Genomic DNA, 23428 nt, shown 5'->3' on the forward strand with positions numbered 1-23428 from the left:
GATCGCCGGCGGCGGACGAGCCGGCACCGGCGAGCGTGCGGGGGCGGGCGCGGCGCCCAGGCTGCGCGTGGCGGTGGTCAGCGCGGCCGACCCCGTGGACCGCGGGACCGGCCGGCTCGTGCACCTGCCCGACGCCCCCTTCCTCATCGGTGACCTCGACGCGCCGGCGCTGCTCGCGGGAGCCGTCGAAGGGCCCGTCCTCGTCGACAACGACGTGAACTGGGCTGCCCGGGCCGAGCGTGCGTCCGGCGACGCCGGGGCCGTCGGGGGCTCGCACGACTTCGTCTACCTCTACCTCGACGAAGGGCTCGGCTGCGCCGTCGTGTCCGACGGTGAGGTGCGGCGTGGTCACTCCGGCCTGGCCGGGGAGATCGCCCACCTCCTGACGGAGGGGCCGGACGGTCGGGCCGTGCGTCTGACCGAGGTCTTCGCCCACCTCGGGCTGCGTCGACCGGGCTCGACCGCCATCGACGTCGAGCTGTTGCGGAAGAGGGTCGCCGAGGCCGCCGCTGGCGACAGCACGCTCGTCGCCCTGGGCACCGCCGTCCTGGGTGTCCTCAGCGCGGCGATCGCGCTCGCCGACCCGGAGATGGTCGTCGTCGGTGGCGCCTGGGGGCGCGACGTCGCGTTCGTCGACGAGCTGCGTCGCCGGTCCGCCGAGCTGCCGCGACCCGTTCCGGTCGTCGCTGCTCTCGACGGCGACCGGCCGCAGCTCTCCGGTGCCCGCGCGGCGGCCCTGCACCAGCTCCGCGAGTCGGTCGTCGCCGCGGTACGTGCTCCAGCCGGGCGGCTGGTCGACCGGCAGTCGCCCCGGTAACACGCCGAGTCACGGAGTTCATCCCGTCGACATCTTCATCCGCTGTACTGGACGTCCGACGAAGGGGAGCCCACATGTCCGGAACGGAACGCAGCAGGGTGGATTCGTTCAGCCACCCCGAGGACGGCCTCCACGGGGCCACCCCGTGGTACGACTGGGGGCCCTACCTCTCCGAGCGGGCCTGGGGAACCGTGCGTGAGGACTACAGCGCCGGCGGGGCTGCCTGGGACTACTTCCCCCACGACCACGCCCGCTCCCGGGCCTACCGCTGGGGCGAGGACGGCATGGCAGGCGTCTGCGACGTCGACCAGAACCTGTGCATGGCCCTGGCGCTGTGGAACGGCCGCGACCCGATCCTCAAGGAGCGGATGTTCGGCCTCACCGGCCCCGAGGGCAACCACGGCGAGGACGTCAAGGAGTACTGGTGGTTCCTCGACGCCCTGCCGAGCCACGCGTGGCTGCACTGGCGCTACCACTACCCGCAGGCCGAGTACCCGTATGCCGCCCTCGTGGCCGAGAACGGCCTTCGCGACCAGACGCAGCCGGAGTACGAGCTCATGGACACGGGTGTCTTCGACGACGACCGCTACTGGGTGGTCGACGTCGTGCACGCCAAGGCCGACCCGCACGACCTGCTCATGGAGGTCCGCGTCACCAATGCGGGCCCCGACGTGGCGACGCTGCACGTCCTGCCGCAGCTGTGGTTCCGCAACACATGGTCCTGGGACGTGGGCGCCACCCGGCCCTCGCTCAGCGCGACGGGCCCCGACCGGGTCGTGGTGGAGCACCCGCGGTTCGGCGAGCTCGAGTGGGAGCTCGCGCCCGGGCCCACCGGTGAGTCGCCCGAGCTGCTGTTCTGCGAGAACGAGACCAACAGCCGGCGGCTGTACGGCTCCGACTCCTCAGCGGACTACCCGAAGGACGGGGTCAACGACCACGTCGTGACCGGCGCGCCGACGGTCAACCCGGAACGGGTCGGGTCGAAGAGCGCGGCCTGGTACCGCCTGACCGTCGCCCCGGGCGAGACGCAGGTCGTACGCGTCCGCCTCCGGGCGCCGTCCTCGGCGCCCGCCTTCGGCGCGCCGTTCGACGCAGTCATCGAGCAGCGTCGGGCCGAGGCCGACGAGTTCTATGCCGAGGTGATCCCGGCAGACGTCGAGCAGGACGTCCGCCTGGTGGCGCGGCAGGCCTTCGCGGGGATGATCTGGGGCAAGCAGTTCTACCGCTACGACGTGAAGCGCTGGCTGGAGGGGGACCCCACGCAGCCCCCACCGCCGGCGGAACGACGGTCCGGGCGCAACGCCGGCTGGCTCAACGTGGACGCCCGCGACATCCTGTCCATGCCGGATCCGTGGGAGTACCCCTGGTTCGCAGCCTGGGACATGGCGTTCCACACCGTCGCCCTGGCTCATCTCGACCCGGCGTTCGCCAAGTACCAGCTGCTCGTGCTCTGCCGGGAGTGGTTCCAGCACCCGAACGGCGCCCTCCCGGCCTACGAGTGGGCCTTCGGCGACGCCAACCCGCCCGTGCACGCCTGGGCGGCCCTGCACGTGTGGGACATCGACGGCAGGCGCGACACCGACTTCCTCGCCCGCCTGATGCCCAAGCTGCTCATGAACTTCACGTGGTGGGTCAACCGGATGGACCCGGAGGGCGACAACCTCTTCGCCGGTGGCTTCCTCGGTCTGGACAACATCAGCGCCATCGACAGGTCGCACCTGCCGCCGGGTGGTCGACTGGAGCAGGCGGACGGGACGAGCTGGATGGCGTTCTACTCGCTCACCCTCCTGGAGATCGCGAGGATCCTCGCCGAGAAGGACGACGCCTGGACCGACATCGAGGTGAAGTTCATCGAGCACTTCGTCCTCATCGTCGACGCCATGCACTCCCAGGGACTCTGGGACGAGGAGGACGGCTTCTTCTACGACGTCTTCCACTCCACCGACGGCAGCACCGTCCCGATCAAGGTGCGGTCGATGGTGGGGGTGCTGCCGCTGATGGGGATGGTCGTCGTGGGGCCCGACCTGCTGGCAACGCTGGCGACCCTCCAGAAGCGCTTCTCGGGCTTCCTCGGCCGACAGGACTCCAGCCACCCGGACCGCGGCGCTGGACGAGTGGTCCCGGTTCCCGGCACCGAGGCGGTCGCGTTGGGCGTGGTCCCGGCGAAGGAGGTGCGCCGGGTCCTGGCCCGGGTCTTCGACGAGGACGAGTTCCTGTCCTCGCACGGGCTGCGAGGGCTGTCGAGGTACCACCTTGAGCACCCCGTGTCGCTCGAGCTCGCGGGATCGACGGTCACGGTCGACTATGAGCCCGCCGAGTCCACGACGGGCATGTTCGGCGGCAACTCCAACTGGCGCGGACCGGTCTGGATGCCGGTCAACTACCTCGTGCTGCGCAACCTCCAGCGCTATGCCCACTCCCTCGGTGCAGCGGGTGAGGTCGAGTACCCCACGGGCAGTGGACGCACGCAGGGCCTGGGCGACTGCGCCGAGGATCTGCGCCGGCGTCTGATCTCGTTGTTCCTCAGGGGCCCCGACGGCCGTCGGCCCTGCCACGGCTGGGTCGACAAGCTGCAGGACGACCCGCGATGGCGGGACAACGTGACCTTCTACGAGTACTTCCATGGCGACAACGGCGCCGGCCTGGGAGCCAGTCACCAGACCGGGTGGACCGGACTCGTGGCAGACCTGATCTGCCGGCCCGACCCGTTCGCCGGCAGCGAGCAGCCGTGGGGCCCGTGAGCCCCGCGAGGCCCGCCACCGGGATCGCGTTCGGTCGGGGTGTCTGTGGCTCCCTCGACGAGGCATCGTCGAGGGAGTGGCTGGTGACCGACGGGCTCGGCGGGTACGCCTCCGGCACGGTCTCAGGCCTGCACACCCGTCGATACCACGGCCTGCTGTTGGCCCCCACGGCACCGGCTGGTGCGTCCCGGATGCTCGGGCTGGCCGCGCTCGACACGGTCGTGGTGGTCGGCGACCGCCGCATCCGGCTGTCGACCCACGAGTGGGAAGGGGGCGTCGTCGATCCCCGCGGGCACGAGCAGCTCGCGTCGTTCGACCTGGCCGACGGGGTGCCGCGATGGCGCTTCGACCTCGGCGCCGTCCAGCTCGAGGTCGAGGTGGCCATGGCTCACGGTCTCAGCGCGGTGGCGGTGGTGCACCGCCTGCTCGGCGGGGAGGCGCGCCTGGACGTGACTCCGCTCTGCACGTGGCGCGACCAGCACGGTGACCGGTTCGCCGGTGCCGACCCTGACGTGGAGCCGACCGGGTCCGGCCTCGTCTTCGAGTCCGCCTACCGGGTGGAGGGCCCGAACTACCGTCCCGGGGGCGAGTGGTACCGCGGGGTCCACCATCGGGAGGAGGCGGCCCGAGGGCTGGGTGCGACCGAGGACCTCTGGGCCGCAGGCACCTTCACCGCCGAGCTCAGGGCCGGTGACGTGCTCGGGGTGACGGCTACGACAGACCTGGGCGCCCCGTCTCCGGACGCGGTGGCCCTCGTGGCCGACGCCCGGGCGCGTGCCGACGCGCTGGCGGTGCAGGCCGGTGCACGTGGTGCTGTCGATCGGACCCTGGCCGTCGCGGCGGACCGGTTCGTGGTGCGGACCCCGAGCGGCCCCACCGCGGTGGCCGGCTACCCGTGGTTCGGTGAGTGGTCGCGTGACCTGTTCACCTCCTACGAGGGACTGTTCCTCGCGACGGGCCGGGCCGAGGAGGGCCGCTCGGTGCTCGTCCGAGCCGCCGACAGCGTGTCTGAGGGCATGCTGGCCAACACCGCTGACGTCGGCACGCTGGAGTACAACACCGTGGACGCCACGCTCTGGTTCCTGCACGCACTGGGTCGGCACGTCGCAGGCACCACTGACCTGGACCTGGCCGCGCAGCTCGCCGACACCGTCGTCGACATCCTGTCCGCACATCGGGCCGGCACCCGCTTCGGCATCCGCGTCGACCCGGACACGGGTCTCGTTCGGGGCGGGGCCGACGGATGGGCCCTGACCTGGATGGATGCGCGGATCGACGGCCGGCCGGTCACCCCGCGTTCCGGCTGTCCCGTGGAGGTCGAAGCGCTCTGGATCAACGGGCTCGGGAGCGCCATCGACCTGCTGGAACAGGTCGGGCGCGCCACCGACGACTGGGTCGCCTTGCGGGACAAGGCAATCGCCTCCTTCATGACTCTCTTCCCCGTCGGCCCGAACGGCCTGCCCGACCTGGTCGACGACGCCGGACAGGCGCGCACCGAGTGCCGCCCGAACCAGCTCTTGGCCGCGTCGCTGCCCCACGGCCCCGTGCAGGACCCCCGGGCCGCTGCGGCTGTCGTCGCTGCCTGCCGCGCCGACCTGGCGAGCTCGGTCGGGCTTCGGTCCTTGTCGCCCGAGGACCCCGCCTACCTCGGCCGACACCGGGGCGGCCCCGCCGCCCGTGACCGGGCCTACCACCAGGGAACGGTCTGGCCCTGGCTCATGGGTCCGTACGTGGACGCGGTGCGCCGTGCCCAGGAGGACACGACCGGCCTGCTCGACGGACTCGAGCTGCACCTGTCCGAGTTCGGGCTCGGCTCGGTGTCCGAGACGGCGGACGGGGACGCGCCGCATGGCGCGACCGGCTGCCCCTTCCAGGCCTGGTCCGTCGCCGAGCTCATCCGGGCGAGGGCCTCGCTCGCGGACGGCCCCCCGATCCCACCGACGTAGGAGCAACGCCATGAACGACACACCAGCCGTGGCCCGGACCTCGACCGACTTGCGCCGGGTCCTGATCCCGCTGGCCCTGGCCCAGTTCATCTGCAGCTTTGCCGGCTCGAACATGAACGTCATGATCAACGACATCAGCGAAGACCTGGACACGACGGTGCAGGGCGTGCAGACGGCCATCACGATCTTCCTGCTCGTCATGGCCGCGCTGATGATCCCGGCCGGCAAGCTGACCGACCGGTACGGCCGGCGGCGCTGCTTCACCGTCGGTCTCGTCCTCTACGGCATCGGCGCCCTCATGAGTGCGGCGGCCCCTGGTCTGGGGGTCCTCATCCTCGGCAACTCGATCCTCGAAGGGGTCGGCACGGCCCTGCTGATCCCGCCGGTCTACATCCTGACGACGATGCTGTTCACCGAGACCACCTCACGGGCCCGCGCGTTCGGCGTCATCAGTGCCCTCGGCGGGGTCGGGGCCGCAGCCGGCCCGCTGATCGGTGGCCTGATCACCTCTGCAGTCAGCTGGCGGGCAGCGTTCCTGTTCCAGGCCGTCGTCGTGGGCGTCATCGTCCTGCTCAGCCGACGGATCGAGGACCCCGTGCCAGCGGATCCCACGCGTCAGTTCGACACGCGCGGGGCGGTGCTGTCCGCGGTCGGTCTCGTGCTCGTCGTCATGGGCATCCTCGCTGCCGACGAGAGCGGCTGGCTGATGGTCGCCCTGCTCGCCCTCGGTGCAGCGGTGCTGTTCTGGTTCTTCCGTTCGGTGATCGCCATGGAACGCGCAGGCGAGGAACCGCTGCTGTCCACCTCGCTCTTCCACAACCGCACCTCGAACCTGGGGCTCATCACGCAGAGCGCGCAGTGGCTGATCCTCATGGGTGTGTCGTTCGTCGTCTCGGCGTACCTGCAGGTGGTCCGTGGCTACGACGCGATCTCGACCGGCGTGATCTTCACGGCGGCCACGGTCGGCCTGCTGGTCTCCTCCTTGGCAGCCGGCCGTCTAGCCCAACGTCTCGCCCAGCGGACTCTCATCCTGGCGGGCTTCGCCATCTCGACCAGCGGCATCGCCTTGCTCCTCGCCCTGGTGACGGGGTCGTCGAACGCCTGGGCCTTCATCCCGGGGCTGCTCATGATCGGCGTCGGCCTCGGCACGATGCTGACCCCCTCGGTGAACGTGGTCCAGTCCAGCTTCAGCCAGGACCGTCAGGGCGAGATCTCGGGGCTGTCGCGAAGCGTCTCCAACCTCGGCTCCTGCCTCGGGACGGCCGTCGCCGGCACGATCCTCGTCGCCGGTCTGACGACGACCCCGGAACGGGGCTACGGACTCGCCATGGCCGCTCTGGGCGTGGTCGGGATGGCGGGCCTCGCCGCTGCCGCGCGGCTTCCTCGGGCGGCCGCCACCCGATCGACCTCGGCCACGGACCCGGTGCAGCAGACCTGACCAGAAGGGGCCGCCCCGACACGCCCTGCGTGGCGGGCACGGTCCCCGACACGCCCTGCGTGGCGGGCACGGTCCCCGGCGCGCACGTCAGGCCACGAGGGGCGGCCCACCCGCCGGGGCGTCGTCGGTCAGGGAGCGGTCGCCGAAGTCGGGACGCACCGGCGTGTAGTCACCCGAGAGCAGGGGCGAGGAGATCATCAGATCGGCGCTCGCGACGTTGCAGGCGACGGCCGTGTTCCAGACCGCGGCCACCCGCAGGAGCGCCTTGACGTCGGGATCGTGCGGTTGGGGCTCGAGGGGGTCCCAGAAGAAGACGACCAGGTCGATGAGGCCCTCGGCGATCCGGGCGCCGATCTGCTGGTCGCCACCGACCGGACCGCTGGGCAGCCGGGTGACGGGCAGGCCCAGCTCGTACTGCAGCAGGGTGCCCGTCGTGCCGGTGGCGTAGAAGCGGTGCTTCGCGAGCGTCTCGCTGTTGAAGGCAGCCCACCGGAGCAGGTCGGGCTTCTTGTTGTCGTGGGCGACGAGGGCGATCCCTCGTTCGGTCGTCGTCATGGCGTCTGGCCTCCGTGGGTCGGGGCTGGTCACACCGCGGTGACCGGCCGACGTGACGCCGCGGTTGCCAGCGCGTGAGCCCCGTGTTGCGGCTGGGGTGGATGGCGCGGAAAAAACTTCTCGGATCGCTGTAACGCCCCGGCCGGCCCTGCCGATGGAGGGGTCAGAAGAGGCGCCACTCGGACCCCCGAGCGAGTGGCGCCTCTCCTGTGTCCGGGAGGCCTGCTCGCGTATGCGTGTGGCGGCGTCAGCGCGCCGGTGGCAGCACGACGCCGAAGCCGGCCACGGCCAGCCGGAGCAGCACCTGTCCGGGGGCGAGCAGGTCGGCGATGCGAGCGGCGCTGAGCACCTCCAGCTCGGCGAGCCGGACGGCATACGCCTCCGGGCCGTCGACGCGAGCCCGCTGGAGCTCGGTCGTGTTGTGCCACACCTTGGTGCGGGCCTCGCGCAGGAAGCGGGTCGAGGCGGCGCGGTTGAGCGGCGTCAGCACCCGGTCGAGCGCGTTCTTGGCACGCAGGGTGGCCAGCTCGTCGTCCTCCGCGGCGACCCGGGCGGACAGCACCCCGTCGATGCGCTCGTGGTCGCGTCGCCGCCGGTCGAGCAGGACGGGGTCGGCAAAGTCGGCGTCGCTGATGACGCCGAGGAGGGCCTGCGGCAGGTCGTAGTTGATGTGCGCGTTGATCCCGAGGAGCACCTGCCGCAGCGGCGGCAGGTCGGCGGGAGCCCCGAACGCGAGCCGCCACGGCCGCGGTGCCTGACGTTCCGGGTCGCCCGACAGGTCGGCGTCGAGGGCGTCGAGGTAGAGGTCGGCGAAGACGACGTCCCACACCTCGACCCACTCCGGGTCCTCGAAGGCGGCGGCCTCGATGGCCTCGCCGACGGCCCGCGTCGTGCGCTGGTAGGTCGCGAGGAACGCGCGCCGGGCGGAGAGCTCCGGCGGCATCTGCTCGAGGGCCGCGGTCATCCGCTCGAGGACGTCGTCGATGGTGCGCCCACCCTCGGTTCCGGTCATCGCGTTCTCCTCACGCACGCCGCCCCTCGCTCCTATTCTTAAGCGGTAGTCGCACGGTGTCAGTCGAATCCGGACGCCGTCGCGCGGGGGCGCTCCTGGTCGAGGAGGCCGGATGAGAGCACGGACGCACGGGCCCGGATCGTTCGACGCGGTCACCGTCGGGCAGCGCGAGACGGACGCGTGGGTGGGGCCTACTACCGGCACGAGTGGGCGACGTTCTTGCGGGCGTCGGTGGCGATGGTGGCGGCGGGCTTCGGGATGAACGGGCCCGACACGCTGCGGGGTGCGTGGCTCGTGCTGCGTGCCAACCAGGCGTGGGCGCCCTTCCCCGACAACGACCCCCAGCGTGCGCGCGACCTGATGCGCCGGTTCGACGCGCTCGTCGCAGAGACGGCCGGCCTCGACCTCGAGCCCACGCAGGCCGGAACCCTCGAGCTCGAGTGGTGGCGCGTGCACCGTGAGGACCAGCGCGACGGCGACGTGACGAAGGACCAGCTCGTCGGCGCCCTCGTCGACCTCGACGCGGTCGGACGGTCGAGGGGGTGAGTGGCCGTGGCGCACGTCGACCCTGCGTCCCCGCCCTCGACGACTCGGAGGGACGACCGCGTCCTGCCGGCCACCCGGGTCCTCTCCGTCGTGCTCGTGCCGATCCTGCTCACCGCGTTCGTCATCCTCTACGGCTCCCCGTCCGACACCGGGCGCCTCTTCGCCTGGACGATCAGGCCGAGCCTGACCCCCATGGTGCTCGGGTCGGCCTATCTCGGCGGGGCGTGGTTCTTCGTCCGCGTCGCGCGTGAGCGGCGGTGGGCGCGGGTCGGTGCGGGCCTGCTGTCCGTCACCCTCTTCGCGGCCCTGCTCGGGGTCGCCACGGTCATCCACTGGGACCGGTTCAACCACGGCCACGTCGCCTTCTGGCTCTGGGCCACGCTCTACTTCGTCGCCCCGTTCCTCGTGCTCGCGGCCTGGGTGGCCAACACCAGGGTCGCCGCGCTGCCCCGCCCCGACGAGCTGCGCCTCCGGCCGGGTGCGCGAGCGGTCGTCGCCGGCGGTGCTGGCCTCGCGCTCGCGCAGGGTCTCGTGATGTTCGCCGTCCCGAGCCTCGTGATCCCGGTCTGGCCGTGGCTGCTGACACCGCTCACGTGTCGCGTCGTCGGTGCGATCTTCTGCCTCGGCAGCGCCGGTCTCGTCGTGCTCCGTGACAGCAGGTGGGTACGCCTGCGGCTCATGGTCGAGGTCGAGGTCGTCATGCTGACGCTCATCCTCGTCGGGGCCGTGCGGGCGCGGTCCGACCTCTACACCGACCGTCCCCTGACCTGGCTGCTCCTCACGGGCTTCGCCGCCACGCTCGGAGCCTCGCTGCTCCTCTGGAGGGCCATGGCCGGGCGTGAGCGGGCGCGAGGGACGTCTGCGCGACCGGCGCCCCCGCGGACGTCCGCCCGCTGAGGTGGGGCCTCAGCGCGGTGAGAGCACGAGGAACGGCAGTCCCCGGAGCAGGTCATCCGTCATCCACGTCGGGTCCGACGACGTGACGACCGGCAGGAGCCCGTCATCAACGTCGTCGCATCGTGCTCATCGTCCTCTCGATCATCCCGGTCCCGCTGGCCCAGCGACTCGGCGGGCGTACCTAGACGACGTCGAACAGCTCGGTGTGGATGCGCCGCGAGGGCACGCCGCGGTCGCCGATGATCTCGGTCGCGGCGGCCACCATGGGCCCAGGTCCGCAGACGAAGTAGTCGACGTCCTCCTTGGATCGACGCTGGGGCAGGGCCCGCTCGAGCACCGCCGCCGTGAACCGCCCGACCTCGCCGTCCCACTCGTCCGGCGGCTCCTCGAGGATCTCGACCACGTGGAGGTCGAGTCGATCGCCGAGGTGCTCCCCGTCGGCGCGGTGCAGCAGGTCGTCGGCCGTGCGGCCGGCGACGACGAGCAGCACGGGCCGCTCGTCGCCCCGGTCGGCCAGGGTGCGGATCATGCTGAGCATCGGGGTGATGCCGACGCCGCCGGCAATGAGGACGAAGCGGTCGGAGCGCAGTCCGTCGAGGGTGAACGACCCGTGCGGTCCGTCGATGAAGACGCTGCGTCCGGGACGCAGGCCCGCGATGAGCTCGCTGAAGTCGCCCATGCCCTTGATCGTGAACTCCTTGCGCCAGGGCTCGGTCGCGGCCGAGGCGATGGTGAAGGGGTGCTCCTCGAAGACGTACGGCGAGGTGCCGATCTTGAGCCAGGCGAACTGTCCGGGCCGGAAGGCCACGCCGGAGTGACCGGCGGCGTGCAGCACGAGGGTCGTCGCGGTCGGCGAGACGTGCCGTACCTCGTCGACGACATAGCGGTTGCGGTAGGACCGCAGGGGACGCCAGACCCAGCGGTGCAGGAAGGCGAGGACGAGGAACACGGCCAAGGTCTGGAACCACAGTCGTGCCGACGGGAAGCGGGTCAGGTCCCCGAGCCACAGGACGTGCAGGGCCGTCGCGAGGAGCACGATGTGGGCGAGCAGCACGTGGACGAGGCGCCACCCCTCGTAGCGCGGTCGACGGCGGCGACGACTCATGCCGAGGGCCACGATGCCGGCCAGGCCAGCGGTCGCGATGAGTGCCGCCCAGACCCGCGGGGGTGCCGATCGCAGGTCGAGGACTGCCACCCCGGGCCCGGGGCGGACGATGACCACGCCGACGTGCACGGCGACGAGCGTCACGGCAGCGAGGGCCAGGGCGCGATGGTTGCGCAGGAGTCGCTCGACGCCGAGGTAGCCCGTGACGGGTCGGAAACGGCTCGGCAGCACGAACGTCAGCACGAGCAGCGACGCGGCGGCGAGGGCCGTGACGAGCGAGACGACCCTCAGCGGCCCCTGGTGCGCGCCGTCGGGCGCCGACCACAGAGCCCACAGCGGCACGACGAGGGCAGCGGCGACGAGCAGCGCCCACAGTGCAGGGGCGAGTCGCCGCCGAGATGCGCCGCCCCTGCCGCCCCACCACATGCGCCGACCGCCGACGGGGGTCGAGCCCACGATGACTCCATCCGGAGGCGGAAGATCCTCCCGAGCCTACGGAGTCGCTCGACCACCCGCCTCAAGCCCGGGTCAAGAAACCCTTAAGCCGGACGGTCCGGCCTCACGCCCGTCGGGCCGTGACGAGGAGGTACTCCCACCCCATCCGCCCGTGCGCGTCCATGTGGTCGCGGGCCAGGTCCAGCAGGGCCGCGTCGAGGGCTGCGACCGCGTCCGGGGAGTCGGCGATGCCGCGGTAGGTGACGATCGTCGGACCGTAGGCGCGCTTGAAGAAGTCCCGGAAGTCCTCGGGGTGCTCGAAATGCACTGGGAGCGAACGCTTCTCGGCGGTGAGCTCTGCGACCTGGCTCCCGAGGAGCTCGCGCACGTGCGCCTCGTCGCCCCACAGCGGGGGCGGCTGCGCGCCCGGAGGCGGCGGCGCGGCATACGGCTTCATCGTCGCGAACATCTGCCCGATGAAGCCCTGCGGCGTCCAGCTGGCGAGCCCCAGCGTGCCGCCCGGTCGTGCGACGCGGACGAGCTCGTCCGCAGCGGCCCGGTGGTGCGGCGCGAACATCACGCCGACGCACGAGAGGACGACGTCGAAGGTGGCGTCGGCATACGGAAGGGCCTCCGCATCGCCCTGCTCCCAGTCGATCGCGACTCCGGCCTCGGCGGCGAGCCGGCGGCCGACGTCGAGCAGCTCGGGGGCGAGGTCGCTCGCCACGACGCGTGCGCCGGTCCGCGCTGCGGGGATCGCGGCGTTGCCGGTCCCTGCGGCGACGTCGAGGACGTCCTGTCCGACCGTGACGCGGCACGCGTCGACGAGCACGCGGCCGAGCGCCGGGATGACCTCCCGGGCCACGGCCGGGTAGTCGCCGAGCGCCCACATGGCGGCATGCCGGGCCTTGAGTGCGGCGTCGGGGGCGGTGGCCTCCGTCGTCCGGGTGTGTGTCGTCATTCGCGTTCCCTCCATCGGTGACGGGCCCGCTGCGATCCGGCGGCCCGGCGGCCCACCCGGGCCGTCCGTCTCCAGAGTCCGCTGCCGCCGACGCGGGCTCCAGTACACGAAGTGGACTGACGCGGTGCACGTCGAGGACCGATACTGGGCGGTGGGCCGCGGTGCAGGTCAGGGTCCGCGGCCTCTGACCGGAGGTGGGCCATGGGACGACATGATCCCGGGGCGGGCCAGTACTGCCCGATCTCACGGACGCTGGACGTCGTGGGGGAGCGGTGGTCTCTGCTCATCCTGCGCGACCTGTTGACGGGGACGACGCGCTTCAACGACCTCTCGCGGGGCCTGCCCGGGCTGTCGCGCACGCTGCTGACGAAGCGGCTGCGCCATCTCGAGCGGTACGGCGTCGTCGAGCGGTCGGGCACCCGCTACGTGCTGACCCCATCGGGGCGCGCGCTCGAGCCGGTCGTCTTCGGTCTGGCGCAGTGGGGAGCCGACTGGATGTTCGGCGATCCGCAGCCGGAGGAGCTCGACGCCCAGCTGCTCGTCTGGTGGATGCACACGCGCGTCGACACCTCCGTCCTGGCGGGTGACCGGCACGTGCTCCACCTGCGTTTCGACGACGATGTGCGCCGCTTCTGGATCCTCGTCGAGCACGGCACGCCCTCGGTGTGCATGACCGACCCGGGGTTCCCCGTCGACGTGACGATCAGCAGCGACGTGGCGTCGTTGTATGCCGTGTGGCTCGGCCGTCTGCCCCTGACCACGGCGCTGCGGTCGGGCCGGGTGCACCTCGACGGGTCGACGGCGGTGACGCGCCGGCTCGACGAGGTGCTCCGGCTCAGCCCAGTGGCGCCCTTCGTCGCGGCCATGCGGGCGCGGCCGGCGTGACCCGGGGGAGAGCGCTCAGCAGCCGTCGGGCCCGCAGGCGACCGTGTCGGCGGCGTCGATGGCGATCCCCGTCGCGACGGGCTGGAGCATGACGAGGGGGTGCGACTCGCACCAGGCCTGCTCGAGCGCCTGGGTGAAGAGCTCGGTGGGCTGAGCACCGGAGACGCCGTACTTATCGTCGAGCACGAAGAACGGAACGCCTCTGATGCCAAGGGAGTTCGCGGCGGTGATGTCGGCGACGACCGCGTCCCGCCACGTGTGTGTCGCGAGGTCGCGCGCGATCTCGTCGGCGTCGAGCCCTGCCTGGGTGCCGATGCGAACGAGGACCTCACGGTCGCCGATGTCCTGCCCGTGCTCGAAGTGCGCCGACAGCAGCGCCTCCTTGACCTCGTCGCCCACGCCGCGGGCCTTCGCGAGGTGGAGCAGCTCGTGGCCGGCGAAGCTGTTGGCCACGACGACGGACCCGAAGTCGTAGCGCAGGCCCTCGTCGGCGGCGATCGACGTCACCTGGTCGAACATCTGGCTCACCTGGGCGCGCGACATGCCCTTGCGGTCCACGAGGTAGTCGAGCTCCGTGCCGTCGTGGTGGTCGGGCAGCGTCGGGTCGAGCTGGTAGCTGCGCCACTGCACCTCGACCTCGTCGCGGTGCGGGAACGCGGCCAGTGCCCTCTCGAAGCGGCGCTTGCCGATGTAGCACCACGGGCAGGCGATGTCAGACCAGATCTCGACCTTCATGCACCGCTCAACGACGGCGACGGGGGATTGCTTCCCCGAGGGTCAGGCGCGCGAGCCGTCTCCGTCGTCGGTGGTGTCCCGCTCGGGGGTGAGGGGGGCGCCGGTGGCGTCGGCGCGGGGGGCGTCGTCGGGCACGACGTCGCCGAGCGGGGCGCCCGCCGGGGCCGGTGCCGGAACGTCGGTGTTCTCGGGGAAGTGGCAGGCGACCTGGTGCAGCGGCGCGAGCTCGACGAGCGGCGGCTCCTGCGTCTTGCAGATCTCCTGGGCCTTCCAGCAGCGCGTGTGGAACCGGCAGGCCGGCGGCGGGTTGACCGGGCTCGGCACGTCGCCCTCGAGGCGAATGCGCTCGCGCTTCGTGCGCCGCTGCGTGTCGGGGATCGGCACGGCCGAGAGCAGCGCGGTCGTGTACGGGTGCATCGGTCGCGTGTAGAGCTCGTCGCGCTCGGCGATCTCGACGAGCTTGCCGAGGTACATCACGGCCACCCGGTCGGACATGTGGCGCACGACCGACAGGTCGTGGGCGATGACGACGTAGGTCAGGCCCAGCTCGTCCTGGAGGTCCTCGAGGAGGTTGATGACCTGCGCCTGGATCGACACGTCGAGGGCCGACACGGGCTCGTCGGCGATGATGAGCTTCGGCTTGAGGGCGAGCGAGCGCGCGATGCCGATGCGCTGGCGCTGACCGCCCGAGAACTCGTGCGGGTAGCGGTTGTAGTGCTCCGGGTTGAGGCCGACGAGCTCGAGGAGGTCCTGGACCTCGCGCTTGATGCCGTGCTCGGTCTTGATCCCCTGCAGGTGGTACGGCGCCCCGACGATGGTGCCGACGGTGTGCCGCGGGTTCAGCGAGCCGTAGGGGTCCTGGAAGATCATCTGCACGTCGCGGCGCAGTGGCCGCAGCTTGCCGGCGGACCAGTGGGTGATGTCCTCGCCCTCGAGCAGGATCGTGCCGCCGGTCGGCTCGAGCAGGCGCGTCAGCATGCGGCCGGTCGTCGTCTTGCCGCAGCCGGACTCGCCCACGAGCGAGAGCGTCTCGCCGCGCGACACGTTGAACGTCAGGCCGTCGACCGCCTGGACCGCACCCACCTGGCGCTGGAGCAGGCCACGCGTGATCGGGAAGTGCTTCGTCAGGCCGGTGACCTGCAGCAGCGACTCGCCCGCCTGCTTGGACGCGGTCGGCTTGACGTGGGTGGTGGTCACGATGGGGCTCCTGTGCTGAGGTCGCGGGGTGCGCGACCGGACGCGGTGTGGACGGACGACGCGGGCATCACAGCGTCGGCCTGATGTCGTTCTCCCAGATGGCGGTCCGCTCCTCGCGGGTGAGGTGGCACGCGGAGTAGTGTCCCGGGTGCGTCTCGGCGAAGGGCGGCCGCTCGGTCTGGCTCAGCCCGTTCGTGCGATCGGCGTAGGCGCACCGCGGGTGGAACGGGCAGCCCGGCGGCACGTTGATGAGGCTGGGCGGTGTCCCCTTGATCGGGCGCAGGCGCTCGGTGCGCACCCGGTCGAGGCGGGGCATCGAGCTGAGCAGGCCCCACGTGTAGGGGTGCTGGGGCCGGGTGAAGACCTCGTCGGCGGTGGCGTACTCGACCGAGCGACCGGCATACATCACCATGATGTCGTCGGAGAGCTCGGCGACGACCCCGAGGTCGTGGGTGATGAGGATGACGGCCGAGTTGAACTCCGACTGGAGGTCGCGGATGAGGTCGAGGATCTGGGCCTGCACCGTGACGTCCAGCGCCGTCGTCGGCTCGTCGGCGATGAGCAGGTCGGGGTCGCACGACAGGGCCATCGCGATCATGGCGCGCTGGCGCATCCCGCCCGAGAACTGGTGCGGGTAGTCGTCGACCCGGCTCGACGGCTGGGGGATGCCCACGCGTCCGAGCATGTCGATCGCGTGCTTCTTCGCGACGGTCGTGCTGACCTTGTTGTGGATCCGGTAGGCCTCGATGATCTGGTGGCCCACCGTGTAGAAGGGGTGCATCGCCGAGAGCGGGTCCTGGAAGATCATCGCCATGCGCTTGCCGCGCAGCTCGCGCACGCGCTCGGGCTTGGCGGCGATGAGCTCGGTGTCGTCGAGCTTGATCGAGCCCGTCATGCGCACCGTGCCGGGCTTGTGCAGGCCCATGATCGACATGCTCGTGACGCTCTTGCCCGAGCCGGACTCACCGACGATGCCCAGGGTCTTGCCGCGCGCCACGTCGAAGGAGAGGCCGTCGACGGACTTCACGACGCCGTCGTCGGTGGGGAAGTGGACGCGGAGGTCACGCACCGACAGGAACGCGTCGGCGGGCGGGGCGCCCAGGCCACCGATGCCGTCGAGGGTGTTCGCTGACGTGGTGCCCTTGTCGCTGCGGCGCGTGCGGTCGTCCGCGCGGCTCGTGGTCTCGTTGGTGGACTGGCTCATGAGGTGCGCACCCTGGGGTCGAGGACGGCGTAGAGGAGGTCGACGATGAGGCTTGCGAAGATGACGAACACGGCGCCGAAGAGGGTCACGCCGAGCACCTTCGGGAGGTCGTTGTTCGTGATGGCCTGCACGGCGTAGTAGCCGATGCCCTGGAGCGAGAACGTCGTCTCCGTCAGCACGGCGCCACCGAGCAGGAGGCCGAGGTCGAGACCGAAGATCGTAAGGATGGGCGTCAGCGCCGAGCGCAGCCCGTGCCTGACGACGACGTCGTGCTCCTTCAGGCCCTTGGCGCGGGCCGTGCGGATGTAGTCCTCGTTCATCGTCTCGAGCATGCCGGCGCGGGTCAGGCGGGCGTACGAGGCCGCGTAGAGGAACGCGAGCGTGATCCAGGGCAACAGCATGCGATGGACGAGGTCGAGCGGACCGGTGGCGTCCATCGGACTCGCGCCACCGGCATACGTCCACTTGAGGCCGTAGCTGAAGATCGTCAGCGAGAGCAGGCCGGTGAAGAAGATCGGGAGGGACACGCCGGCGAGGGCGACGCCCATGAAGCCGCGGTCGAGGACGCTCCCGCGCTTGAGCGCGGAGATGACGCCGGTGCCGACGCCGCCGACGAGCCACAGGAACGCGGCGCCCGCCGCGAGGATCCCGGTGACGGGGAGGCGGTCGAGGATGTCGGGCAGCACGGGGTTCTGCGTGATGTAGGAGTAGCCGAGGCACGGGGCCGGGCAGTGGTCGATGCCGGCACCGGTGTCGTAGTCGGATCCCGTGAGGACGCCCTTGACGAACCGGCCGTACTGCACCCAGATCGGGTCGGTGAAGCCCAGCTTGATCGCTTGTGCGTGGATCTGGGCCTCGCCGGCGCTCTTGCCGACGTAGCGGGAGGCGAGGTCGTCCGCCGTCGCACCGCCGATGCGGGGCACGAGGAAGAAGATCACGAAGACGACCGCGCTCACGATGAAGAGCAGCAGGACGGCGGCGAAGAGCCGGCGGATCAGGTACGTCAGCACGATGTGGTGGCCGGACGCGGCGACGAGCAGCTCGTGGCTACCCGTCGCCGCGTCACGCCTTCACCTACTTTCGATGAAAAGGTTCGAACCGGAGGGCCTACGGAAGGGCCCGTGGGTCACGGGTTGGCGACGCCCGTCGAGGCGTAGTCGTAGTAGGAGTAGCCGTCGTTGACGAACACGTTGGAGATGGTGTCCGGGCGGAAGAGCAGCGACTTGGGCCAGACACCGGGGATCACCTGGGCGTTCTCCATGACGACCTTGTCGATCTGGCCCCAGATGGCCTCGCGCTTGGTCGTGTCGGCCTCGTTGAGTGCCTGGTCCATGAGCTTGTCGACCTCGGGGATCTTGATGCCGAGGTTGGTGTTGCCCGCGGGGCGGATGACGCGGCTGTCGACGATCTGCTGCAGGAACCCGAAGCCGTCGGGCCAGTCAGCACCCCAGCTCATCACCATGAGGCCGAGCTTGTTGGCCTTGGCGAAGTCCGGCTTGCCGGCGTAGAGCTTGAAGTAGTCACCGGCCGGGTAGGGCTTGAGGGTCAGCTTGACGCCGATCTTGGCGAGCGACTGCTGCATGGACTCGGCTGCGGCCTTCTCCTTCGGGCGCTCCGGGCGGTAGGAGATGTTCGTCTCGAAACCGTTCGGCTGACCGCACTTGGTCAGCGCCGCCTTGGCCGAGTCGACGTCTCCGGTCGGCTTGGACTTGGAGTTGTAGAGGTCCATCTCCTGGAAGCCCGGGATGATCGGGGGCAGCAGGCCGGTGGCGATCGTGCCGCCGATGTCGCCGCCGTAGGCGCGCTGGTAGCCCGTCTTGTCAGCGGCGAAGATGACGGCCTTGCGGCAGTCGATGTTGTCGAACGGTGCGACGTCGCTGTTGATCTGGGCGTAGTTGGCGCGCGCCGTCGTCGGGTTGTCGGTGTGGGCCTTGAGGGCCGGGTCGGCGAGGATCTTGCCCTGCGCCGCGGCCTGCACACCGGTGCCGGCGAGGTCGATGTCGAGGTCACCGGCCATGAGGCGGTTGTCGAGGTCGGCGGCGTTGACGCCGATCTCGACGGTGATCTTGTCCGGGAGCGCCTTGCGGCCCGTGTCAGGGTCGGTCGCGGGGTCGTACTGGTCGTTGCGGACGAGCTCGATGCGCTTGCCCGTCTGGTAGACCGAGAACTTGTACGGGCCGCTCGAGACGACGTGCTCCTTGTACTTCGAGCCGGTGTCCTTGGCCTGAGGCACGGGGGAGGTGGACGACAGCTGAGCGAAGTAGTCGAAGCCGGCGAACGGCTTGCTCAGGTGGAAGATGATCGTCTTGTCGTCGGGCGTCTCGATGGCCTTGAGGCTGTCGAGGTTCTTGTCCTTGTAGACCGAGTAGCCCTCGGGCACGTCGGCGAGGAAGTCGTTGAAGTACGTCGGGCCGTTGGGGAACGTGCCCTTGTCGAGCTGGCGCGCGACGCCGTACTTGATGTCCTTGCTCGTGATCGGCGTGCCGTCCTCGTACTTCAGGCCGTCACGAAGGGTGTACGTCCACGTCTTGTTGCCATCGCTGGCCTTGCCGAGCGACGTGGCGAGGTCGGGCACGAGCTGCGCACCCTCCTTGCCCGGGGCCGACTTGAACGACACGAGCTGCCGGGCGTAGTTGCGCAGGAAGTCCCACGACAGTCCGTAGTACGTGTCACCGGGGTCGACGGAGTCCCAGTCGCTGGAGATGCCGAAACGAAGCGTTCCGCCCTTCTTGTCGGACGGGTTGAAGACCGCGGTCAGGGCAGCGTTCGCTGTGGGCGCCGCTCCCGAACCACCTCCGGCCGTGCCGCTGGGCGTCGTGCCCGGCGTCGTGCTGCCCGCGCACGCGGACAGACCCAAGGCGAGGGCGGCCGCGGTCGCGACCACCATCACGCGTGTGTTCTTCATGAGTGGATGCGCTCCTTCGTGTTGCGGGATGCGGGCTGCGGTGGGTTACCGAGACCGCGGATCGAGGGCGTCACGCAGGCCGTCCCCGAAGAGGTTGAAGGCCAGCACCGTCACGAAGATGGCGAGGCCGGGCCAGAGCATGAACCAGGGGTCGATCTGGTACCACTGGGCGGCGTCGGAGAGCATGCCGCCCCACGTGGCGGTGGGCGGCTGCACGCCGACACCGAGGAACGAGAGGCCTGCCTCGAAGAGGATGTTGCTCGGGATGAGCAGCGTCGCGTAGACGAGGATCGGGGCCAGGAGGTTGGGCAGCAGCTCCTTGAAGAGGATGTAGGGAGTTCGCGCTCCGAGGCTGCGCGCCGCGTCGACGAACTCGCGCTCGCGCAGCGACAGCGTCTGGCCGCGCACGATGCGGCCGATGTAGGGCCAGTTGAAGAAGCCGATGATGAAGACGATGACGGAGATGCGCAGCGCGTCTCCCTTGAGGCCGAACGCCTCGTCGGGCACGACGCCGGCGAGGGCGAGGGCGAAGACGAGCAGCGGGAAGGCGAGGAAGACGTCCATCGTGCGGCTGATCAGGGCGTCGATGGTGCCGCCGAAGTAGCCGGCGATGACCCCGAGGATGGTGCCGATGACCACCGAGAGGAGCGTCGCGAGGAAGGCGATGAGGAGGGAGACCTGCGAGCCGTAGATGACGCGGCTGAAGATGTCGCGACCGTTGACCGGCTCGAGGCCGTAGAGGAAGTCCCACGACATGCCGCCGTAGGGGCCGATCGGGATCTGGGTGTTGGGGTCGATGAGGTCCTGGTGGAACTCGTTCGGCGGGTGGCCGAGCAGGCCGACGACGAGCGGGGCCGCGATCGCGACGACGATGAGGTAGATGACGAAGATGCCGCCGGCGAGCGCGACCTTGTCGCGCTTGAGACGGGTCCAGGCGATCTGGCCGAGCGACCTGCCCTCGATGCGCTTCTCGCCCTGCAGGACCGACTCGGGCTCAGCCGAGGTCGCGCCGGGCTCGAGGTCAAGGGGAGTGCTCATGGATGCCGTCACCTCCGGGTCGTGATCGGTGCCGGAGACCGGGTCGGCCCTCCAACATGCTGGGTAGCAGCCGCAACCTACCGCCCCCGCGACCGCGCGCTTCATCATTCAGCGGCTCGACACGGTCAGCAACCGACTTGGCCGAATCGTGACTCGGAGGAGATCTTCCGGCGACCTGGCCCGCACGACCGGAAGATCGCCCGCGCCCGCCGAGGCTCGGAGGGGACTCCCAGCAGGGGCCCAGCGCCGCCCGTGACACACGCGGCCGTACGCGTACGGGCCCGGTCGGGACGGACGCGCGCCTACGCGTCCGTCTCGTCGTCGAACTGACCGAGGACGCGCTCGAGGAGGTCCTCCATCGTCACGAGGCCGGCCGGGCCCGACGGGCCGTCGACGAGGACGAGCTGGACGTGCTGCGCCCGCATCGCCGACACGGTGTCGAGCAGCGAGAGGCCGGCGTCGACGTGGACCGCCGGCGACGTGACGGTGGTGACGGGCGCGCCGGGAACGGCGCGGACGATGTCGCGCACGTGGGCGATGCCCACCGGCGTGTCGCCCTCTCGGACGACCAACCTCGAGCGGCCGGTGTCGCGTGACACGGCCTCGGCCTCGGCGCACGTCGCGGTCGTGTCGACCCCGACGGCCCGCTCGATGGGGACGAGGACCTCGCGGACCGGTGTCGTGTCGAGGTCGATGGCACCGGCGAGGACGCGGTGCTCGGGCTCGGCGAGCATGCCGTGGTCCTTCGAGCTCGCGATGAGCAGCTGCAGCTCCTTGGGGCCGTGGACCTGGCCGAGCTCGTCCTGCGGCGTCACGCCGACGAGGCGCAGGCAGCCGTTGGCCATGGCGTTGAGCAGGCTGAGCGCCGGGCGCATCACGCGGGCGAAACCGCGGAACGGCAACGCCAGCAGCACCGCTGACCGCTCGGGGTGGGCGATCGCCCACGACTTGGGGGCCATCTCACCGACGACCATGTGCAGGAACACGACGATGCCGACGGCCAGCACGACGGAGACGACGTATGCCGCCGCCTCCGGGACGCGCGCGAAGGTGAACACCGGGGTGAGCAGCTCCGCCACGGCCGGCTTGGCCAGCGAGCCGAGCCCCAGGGTGCACAGCGTGATGCCCAGCTGGGCGCCGGCGAGCATGAGCGAGAGCTCGCGGCTGCCGCGCACGGCGGCCCGCGCCGCGACGCTGCCACGCTCGGCGAGGTCCTCGAGCCGGTGGCGCTTGCTGGCCACGAGCGCGAACTCCGCCGCGACGAAGAAGGCGTTGAGCACGAGGAGCAGGAGGGACACGAGCAGGGCGGTCGTCATCGGCCGGCCTCCGTCCGTGAGCCGGCCGTGCGGTCGGTCGCATCGCCGCCGGCAGCGTCCGACCCGTGGTCGGAGCCGGTGTCGATGTCGAGGGCCTCGAGGTCGGACATGAGGTCGAGCACCTCGACGCGCACCGCCGACGGGACGTGTCGCTCGACGGCCTCGACGGTGAGGCGGACCGAGACCGGCAGGTGCCGGTGCTCGCGGTCGTGCTCGCGGTCGTGCTCGCGGTCGGGCTCACGCGGATCGCCAGAGCGCCCCGGTGCCTCGTGGTCGCCGGACGGCTCGGCGTTCTCGTGGACGTCACCGGAGCGGACGTCGGCACCGTCGCCCTCGGACCCGTGGTGACCGTCGGACACGACCTCGCGGCGCGCCTCGACGTGGACCTCGTCACCGACGACGGCCGTGCGGCCCAGGTCCTCGAGGATGAGTCCGCTGATGGTCGAGTACTCGTCGCTGCTCGCGAGGCGCAGCTCGGTCGCGGTGTCGAGCTCGTCGAGGCGCAGGTGGCCCGGGACGAGCCACGTGTCGGCGCCCGTCTCGACGATGCCGGGCTCCGGGGTGTCGTCCTCGTCGAGGATCTCGCCGACGACCTCCTCGGCGATGTCCTCGAAGGTGACGATGCCGGCGAAGCCACCGTGCTCGTCGACGACGACGGCCAGCTGCCGGTGGTCGGCCCGGATCTGCTCGAGGACGCGGGGCAGCGGAGCGCTCGTCGGGACGACGGTCGGGTCGGAGACGACGGAGCCGACCGTCGTGGTGCCGCGCCGGTCGGGCTCGACGGCCAGCACCTCGGCGATGCCGGCGACCCCGACGATGTCGTCACCGTCGCGGCCGGTCACCGGGAAGCGTGACCAGCCGGTGTCGAGCAGGTCGACGAGGGCCGTGACCGGGGCGTCGGCGTGGATCGTCGTGACGCGAACGCGTGGCGTCATGACGTCTCCCGCGTCGAGCTCGCGGAAGCGCAGGCCGCCCTCGAGCACGTCGGAGAGGTCGTCGTCGAGCAGGCCGCCCGCGTGCGACTCGTCGATGATGCGGGTGAGGTCCTCGGCCGTCGCGCCCTGCTCGAGCTCCTCGACCGGCTCGATGCCGACCTTGCGCAGCAGGGCCGTCGACGAACGGTCGAAGAGCCGCACGATCGGCCCGGCCACCGTGAGGTAGGCGAGCGTCGACCGGCTCAGGGAGCGGGCCAGGGGCACGGTCCGCGCGATGGCGAGGTTCTTGGGCGCGAGCTCGCCGAAGACCATCTGCACGACCGTCGAGAAGACGAGGACGGCGGTGACCGAGAGGCTGAGCCGGGCGGCATACGACATCGAGGGGTCGAGCAGCTCGGCGATGCCGGCGCCGACGAGTGGCTCGGAGACGTAGCCGACGAGCAGGGCGGTCACGGTGATGCCGAACTGGGCGGCCGACAAGGTGAACGACAGCTGCGACGTGACGCGCAGGGCGCGTTCGGCGGGGGCGTCACCCTCCGCCGCGAGCTGCTTGAGGGCGTTGCGGTCGACGGCGACGTAGGCGAACTCCTGGGCCACGAAGTAGCCGGTCGCCGCCGTCAAGGCGAGGATCAGTGCGATGCCCAGGCAGATGCCGAGGGCGGTGCTCATGCGTTCACCACCCGGGTGAGCGAGCGGTGCGTCTGGGGCGGCCGGATCGGGTCCGGCCAGGGACTATGGCCCTCCCGGGACTCGGCACGCG

General features: G+C 71.0%; 19 protein-coding genes. 7 read left to right on the forward strand and 12 right to left on the reverse strand.

Annotation, left to right across the window (positions count from 1 at the left end):
• The 4 genes from AC1DW8_RS19210 to AC1DW8_RS19225 form a co-directional block, all read left to right on the forward strand.
• Positions 1–817 (forward strand): ROK family protein (locus AC1DW8_RS19210; protein ID WP_478095533.1); only part of this gene is annotated, 817 nt, incomplete at its 5' end.
• 74 nt (positions 818–891) lie between these two features.
• Positions 892–3558: an MGH1-like glycoside hydrolase domain-containing protein gene (locus AC1DW8_RS19215; RefSeq protein ID WP_478095534.1), complete on the forward strand. Its 2667-nt coding sequence runs from the start codon at positions 892–894 to the stop codon at positions 3556–3558.
• Positions 3559–3641: 83 nt separating this feature from the next.
• On the forward strand, positions 3642–5504 hold the full coding sequence (locus AC1DW8_RS19220; RefSeq protein ID WP_478095535.1) for an amylo-alpha-1,6-glucosidase: 1863 nt from the start codon (positions 3642–3644) through the stop codon (positions 5502–5504).
• A gap of 10 nt (positions 5505–5514) precedes the next feature.
• Entirely contained in the window at positions 5515–6942 is a 1428-nt protein-coding gene (locus AC1DW8_RS19225) for an MFS transporter (RefSeq protein WP_442296050.1), read from the forward strand.
• Between the two features lie 87 nt (positions 6943–7029).
• Here AC1DW8_RS19225 and AC1DW8_RS19230 read toward each other — a convergent pair whose 3' ends face one another.
• Together AC1DW8_RS19230 and AC1DW8_RS19235 are read right to left on the reverse strand one after the other, a co-directional pair.
• Positions 7030–7497: a methylglyoxal synthase gene (locus tag AC1DW8_RS19230; protein ID WP_478095536.1), complete on the reverse strand. Its 468-nt coding sequence runs from the start codon at positions 7495–7497 to the stop codon at positions 7030–7032.
• Positions 7498–7744: 247 nt separating this feature from the next.
• Positions 7745–8509, reverse strand: a complete 765-nt coding sequence (locus AC1DW8_RS19235; RefSeq protein ID WP_478095537.1) for a DUF5995 family protein — start codon at positions 8507–8509, stop codon at positions 7745–7747.
• A gap of 180 nt (positions 8510–8689) precedes the next feature.
• On the opposite strand from AC1DW8_RS19235, the gene AC1DW8_RS19240 reads away from it, so the two are divergent.
• Entirely contained in the window at positions 8690–9055 is a 366-nt protein-coding gene (locus AC1DW8_RS19240; RefSeq protein WP_478095538.1) for a hypothetical protein, read from the forward strand.
• A 6-nt stretch (positions 9056–9061) separates the two neighbouring features.
• Entirely contained in the window at positions 9062–9952 is an 891-nt protein-coding gene (locus AC1DW8_RS19245; RefSeq protein ID WP_478095539.1) for a hypothetical protein, read from the forward strand.
• Positions 9953–10133: 181 nt separating this feature from the next.
• Here the strand turns inward: AC1DW8_RS19245 and AC1DW8_RS19250 are convergent, their stop codons facing one another.
• Both AC1DW8_RS19250 and AC1DW8_RS19255 read right to left on the reverse strand, forming a co-directional pair.
• On the reverse strand, positions 10134–11513 hold the full coding sequence (locus AC1DW8_RS19250; protein ID WP_056770944.1) for a ferredoxin reductase family protein: 1380 nt from the start codon (positions 11511–11513) through the stop codon (positions 10134–10136).
• Between the two features lie 103 nt (positions 11514–11616).
• Positions 11617–12453, reverse strand: coding sequence for a class I SAM-dependent methyltransferase (locus AC1DW8_RS19255; protein ID WP_478095540.1), 837 nt, complete (start codon positions 12451–12453; stop codon positions 11617–11619).
• A gap of 201 nt (positions 12454–12654) precedes the next feature.
• Between AC1DW8_RS19255 and AC1DW8_RS19260 the strand changes: the two genes are divergently transcribed.
• Positions 12655–13338, forward strand: a complete 684-nt coding sequence (locus AC1DW8_RS19260) for a winged helix-turn-helix transcriptional regulator (protein WP_056770938.1) — start codon at positions 12655–12657, stop codon at positions 13336–13338.
• A 15-nt stretch (positions 13339–13353) separates the two neighbouring features.
• On the opposite strand, the gene AC1DW8_RS19265 is transcribed toward AC1DW8_RS19260, so the two are convergent.
• From AC1DW8_RS19265 to AC1DW8_RS19300, 8 genes are all read right to left on the reverse strand, one after another.
• Positions 13354–14073 (reverse strand): DsbA family oxidoreductase, encoded by a 720-nt coding sequence (locus tag AC1DW8_RS19265; RefSeq protein WP_478095541.1) that lies wholly within the window; start codon positions 14071–14073, stop codon positions 13354–13356.
• A gap of 42 nt (positions 14074–14115) precedes the next feature.
• On the reverse strand, positions 14116–15270 hold the full coding sequence (locus tag AC1DW8_RS19270; RefSeq protein ID WP_478095542.1) for an ABC transporter ATP-binding protein: 1155 nt from the start codon (positions 15268–15270) through the stop codon (positions 14116–14118).
• Positions 15271–15337: 67 nt separating this feature from the next.
• Complete coding sequence (locus AC1DW8_RS19275) at positions 15338–16474, reverse strand: ABC transporter ATP-binding protein (protein WP_478095543.1); 1137 nt, start codon at positions 16472–16474, stop codon at positions 15338–15340.
• On the reverse strand, positions 16471–17484 hold the full coding sequence (locus AC1DW8_RS19280) for an ABC transporter permease (RefSeq protein WP_442275148.1): 1014 nt from the start codon (positions 17482–17484) through the stop codon (positions 16471–16473). The genes AC1DW8_RS19275 and AC1DW8_RS19280 overlap by 4 nt, the downstream gene beginning before the upstream one ends.
• Positions 17485–17600: 116 nt before the next feature.
• Complete coding sequence (locus tag AC1DW8_RS19285; RefSeq protein WP_478095544.1) at positions 17601–19379, reverse strand: ABC transporter substrate-binding protein; 1779 nt, start codon at positions 19377–19379, stop codon at positions 17601–17603.
• 45 nt (positions 19380–19424) lie between these two features.
• Positions 19425–20417 carry an ABC transporter permease gene (locus AC1DW8_RS19290; RefSeq protein ID WP_478095545.1) on the reverse strand — a complete coding sequence of 331 codons (993 nt, stop codon included), beginning with the start codon at positions 20415–20417 and terminating at the stop codon, positions 19425–19427.
• A gap of 302 nt (positions 20418–20719) precedes the next feature.
• Complete coding sequence (locus AC1DW8_RS19295) at positions 20720–21733, reverse strand: hemolysin family protein (protein WP_056822007.1); 1014 nt, start codon at positions 21731–21733, stop codon at positions 20720–20722.
• Positions 21730–23337 (reverse strand): hemolysin family protein, encoded by a 1608-nt coding sequence (locus tag AC1DW8_RS19300; protein WP_478095546.1) that lies wholly within the window; start codon positions 23335–23337, stop codon positions 21730–21732. Before AC1DW8_RS19300 ends, AC1DW8_RS19295 begins: the two co-directional genes overlap by 4 nt.
• Positions 23338–23428: the final 91 nt, after the last annotated feature.

It is taken from the genome of Terrabacter sp. P2_E3 (genome assembly GCF_056403915.1).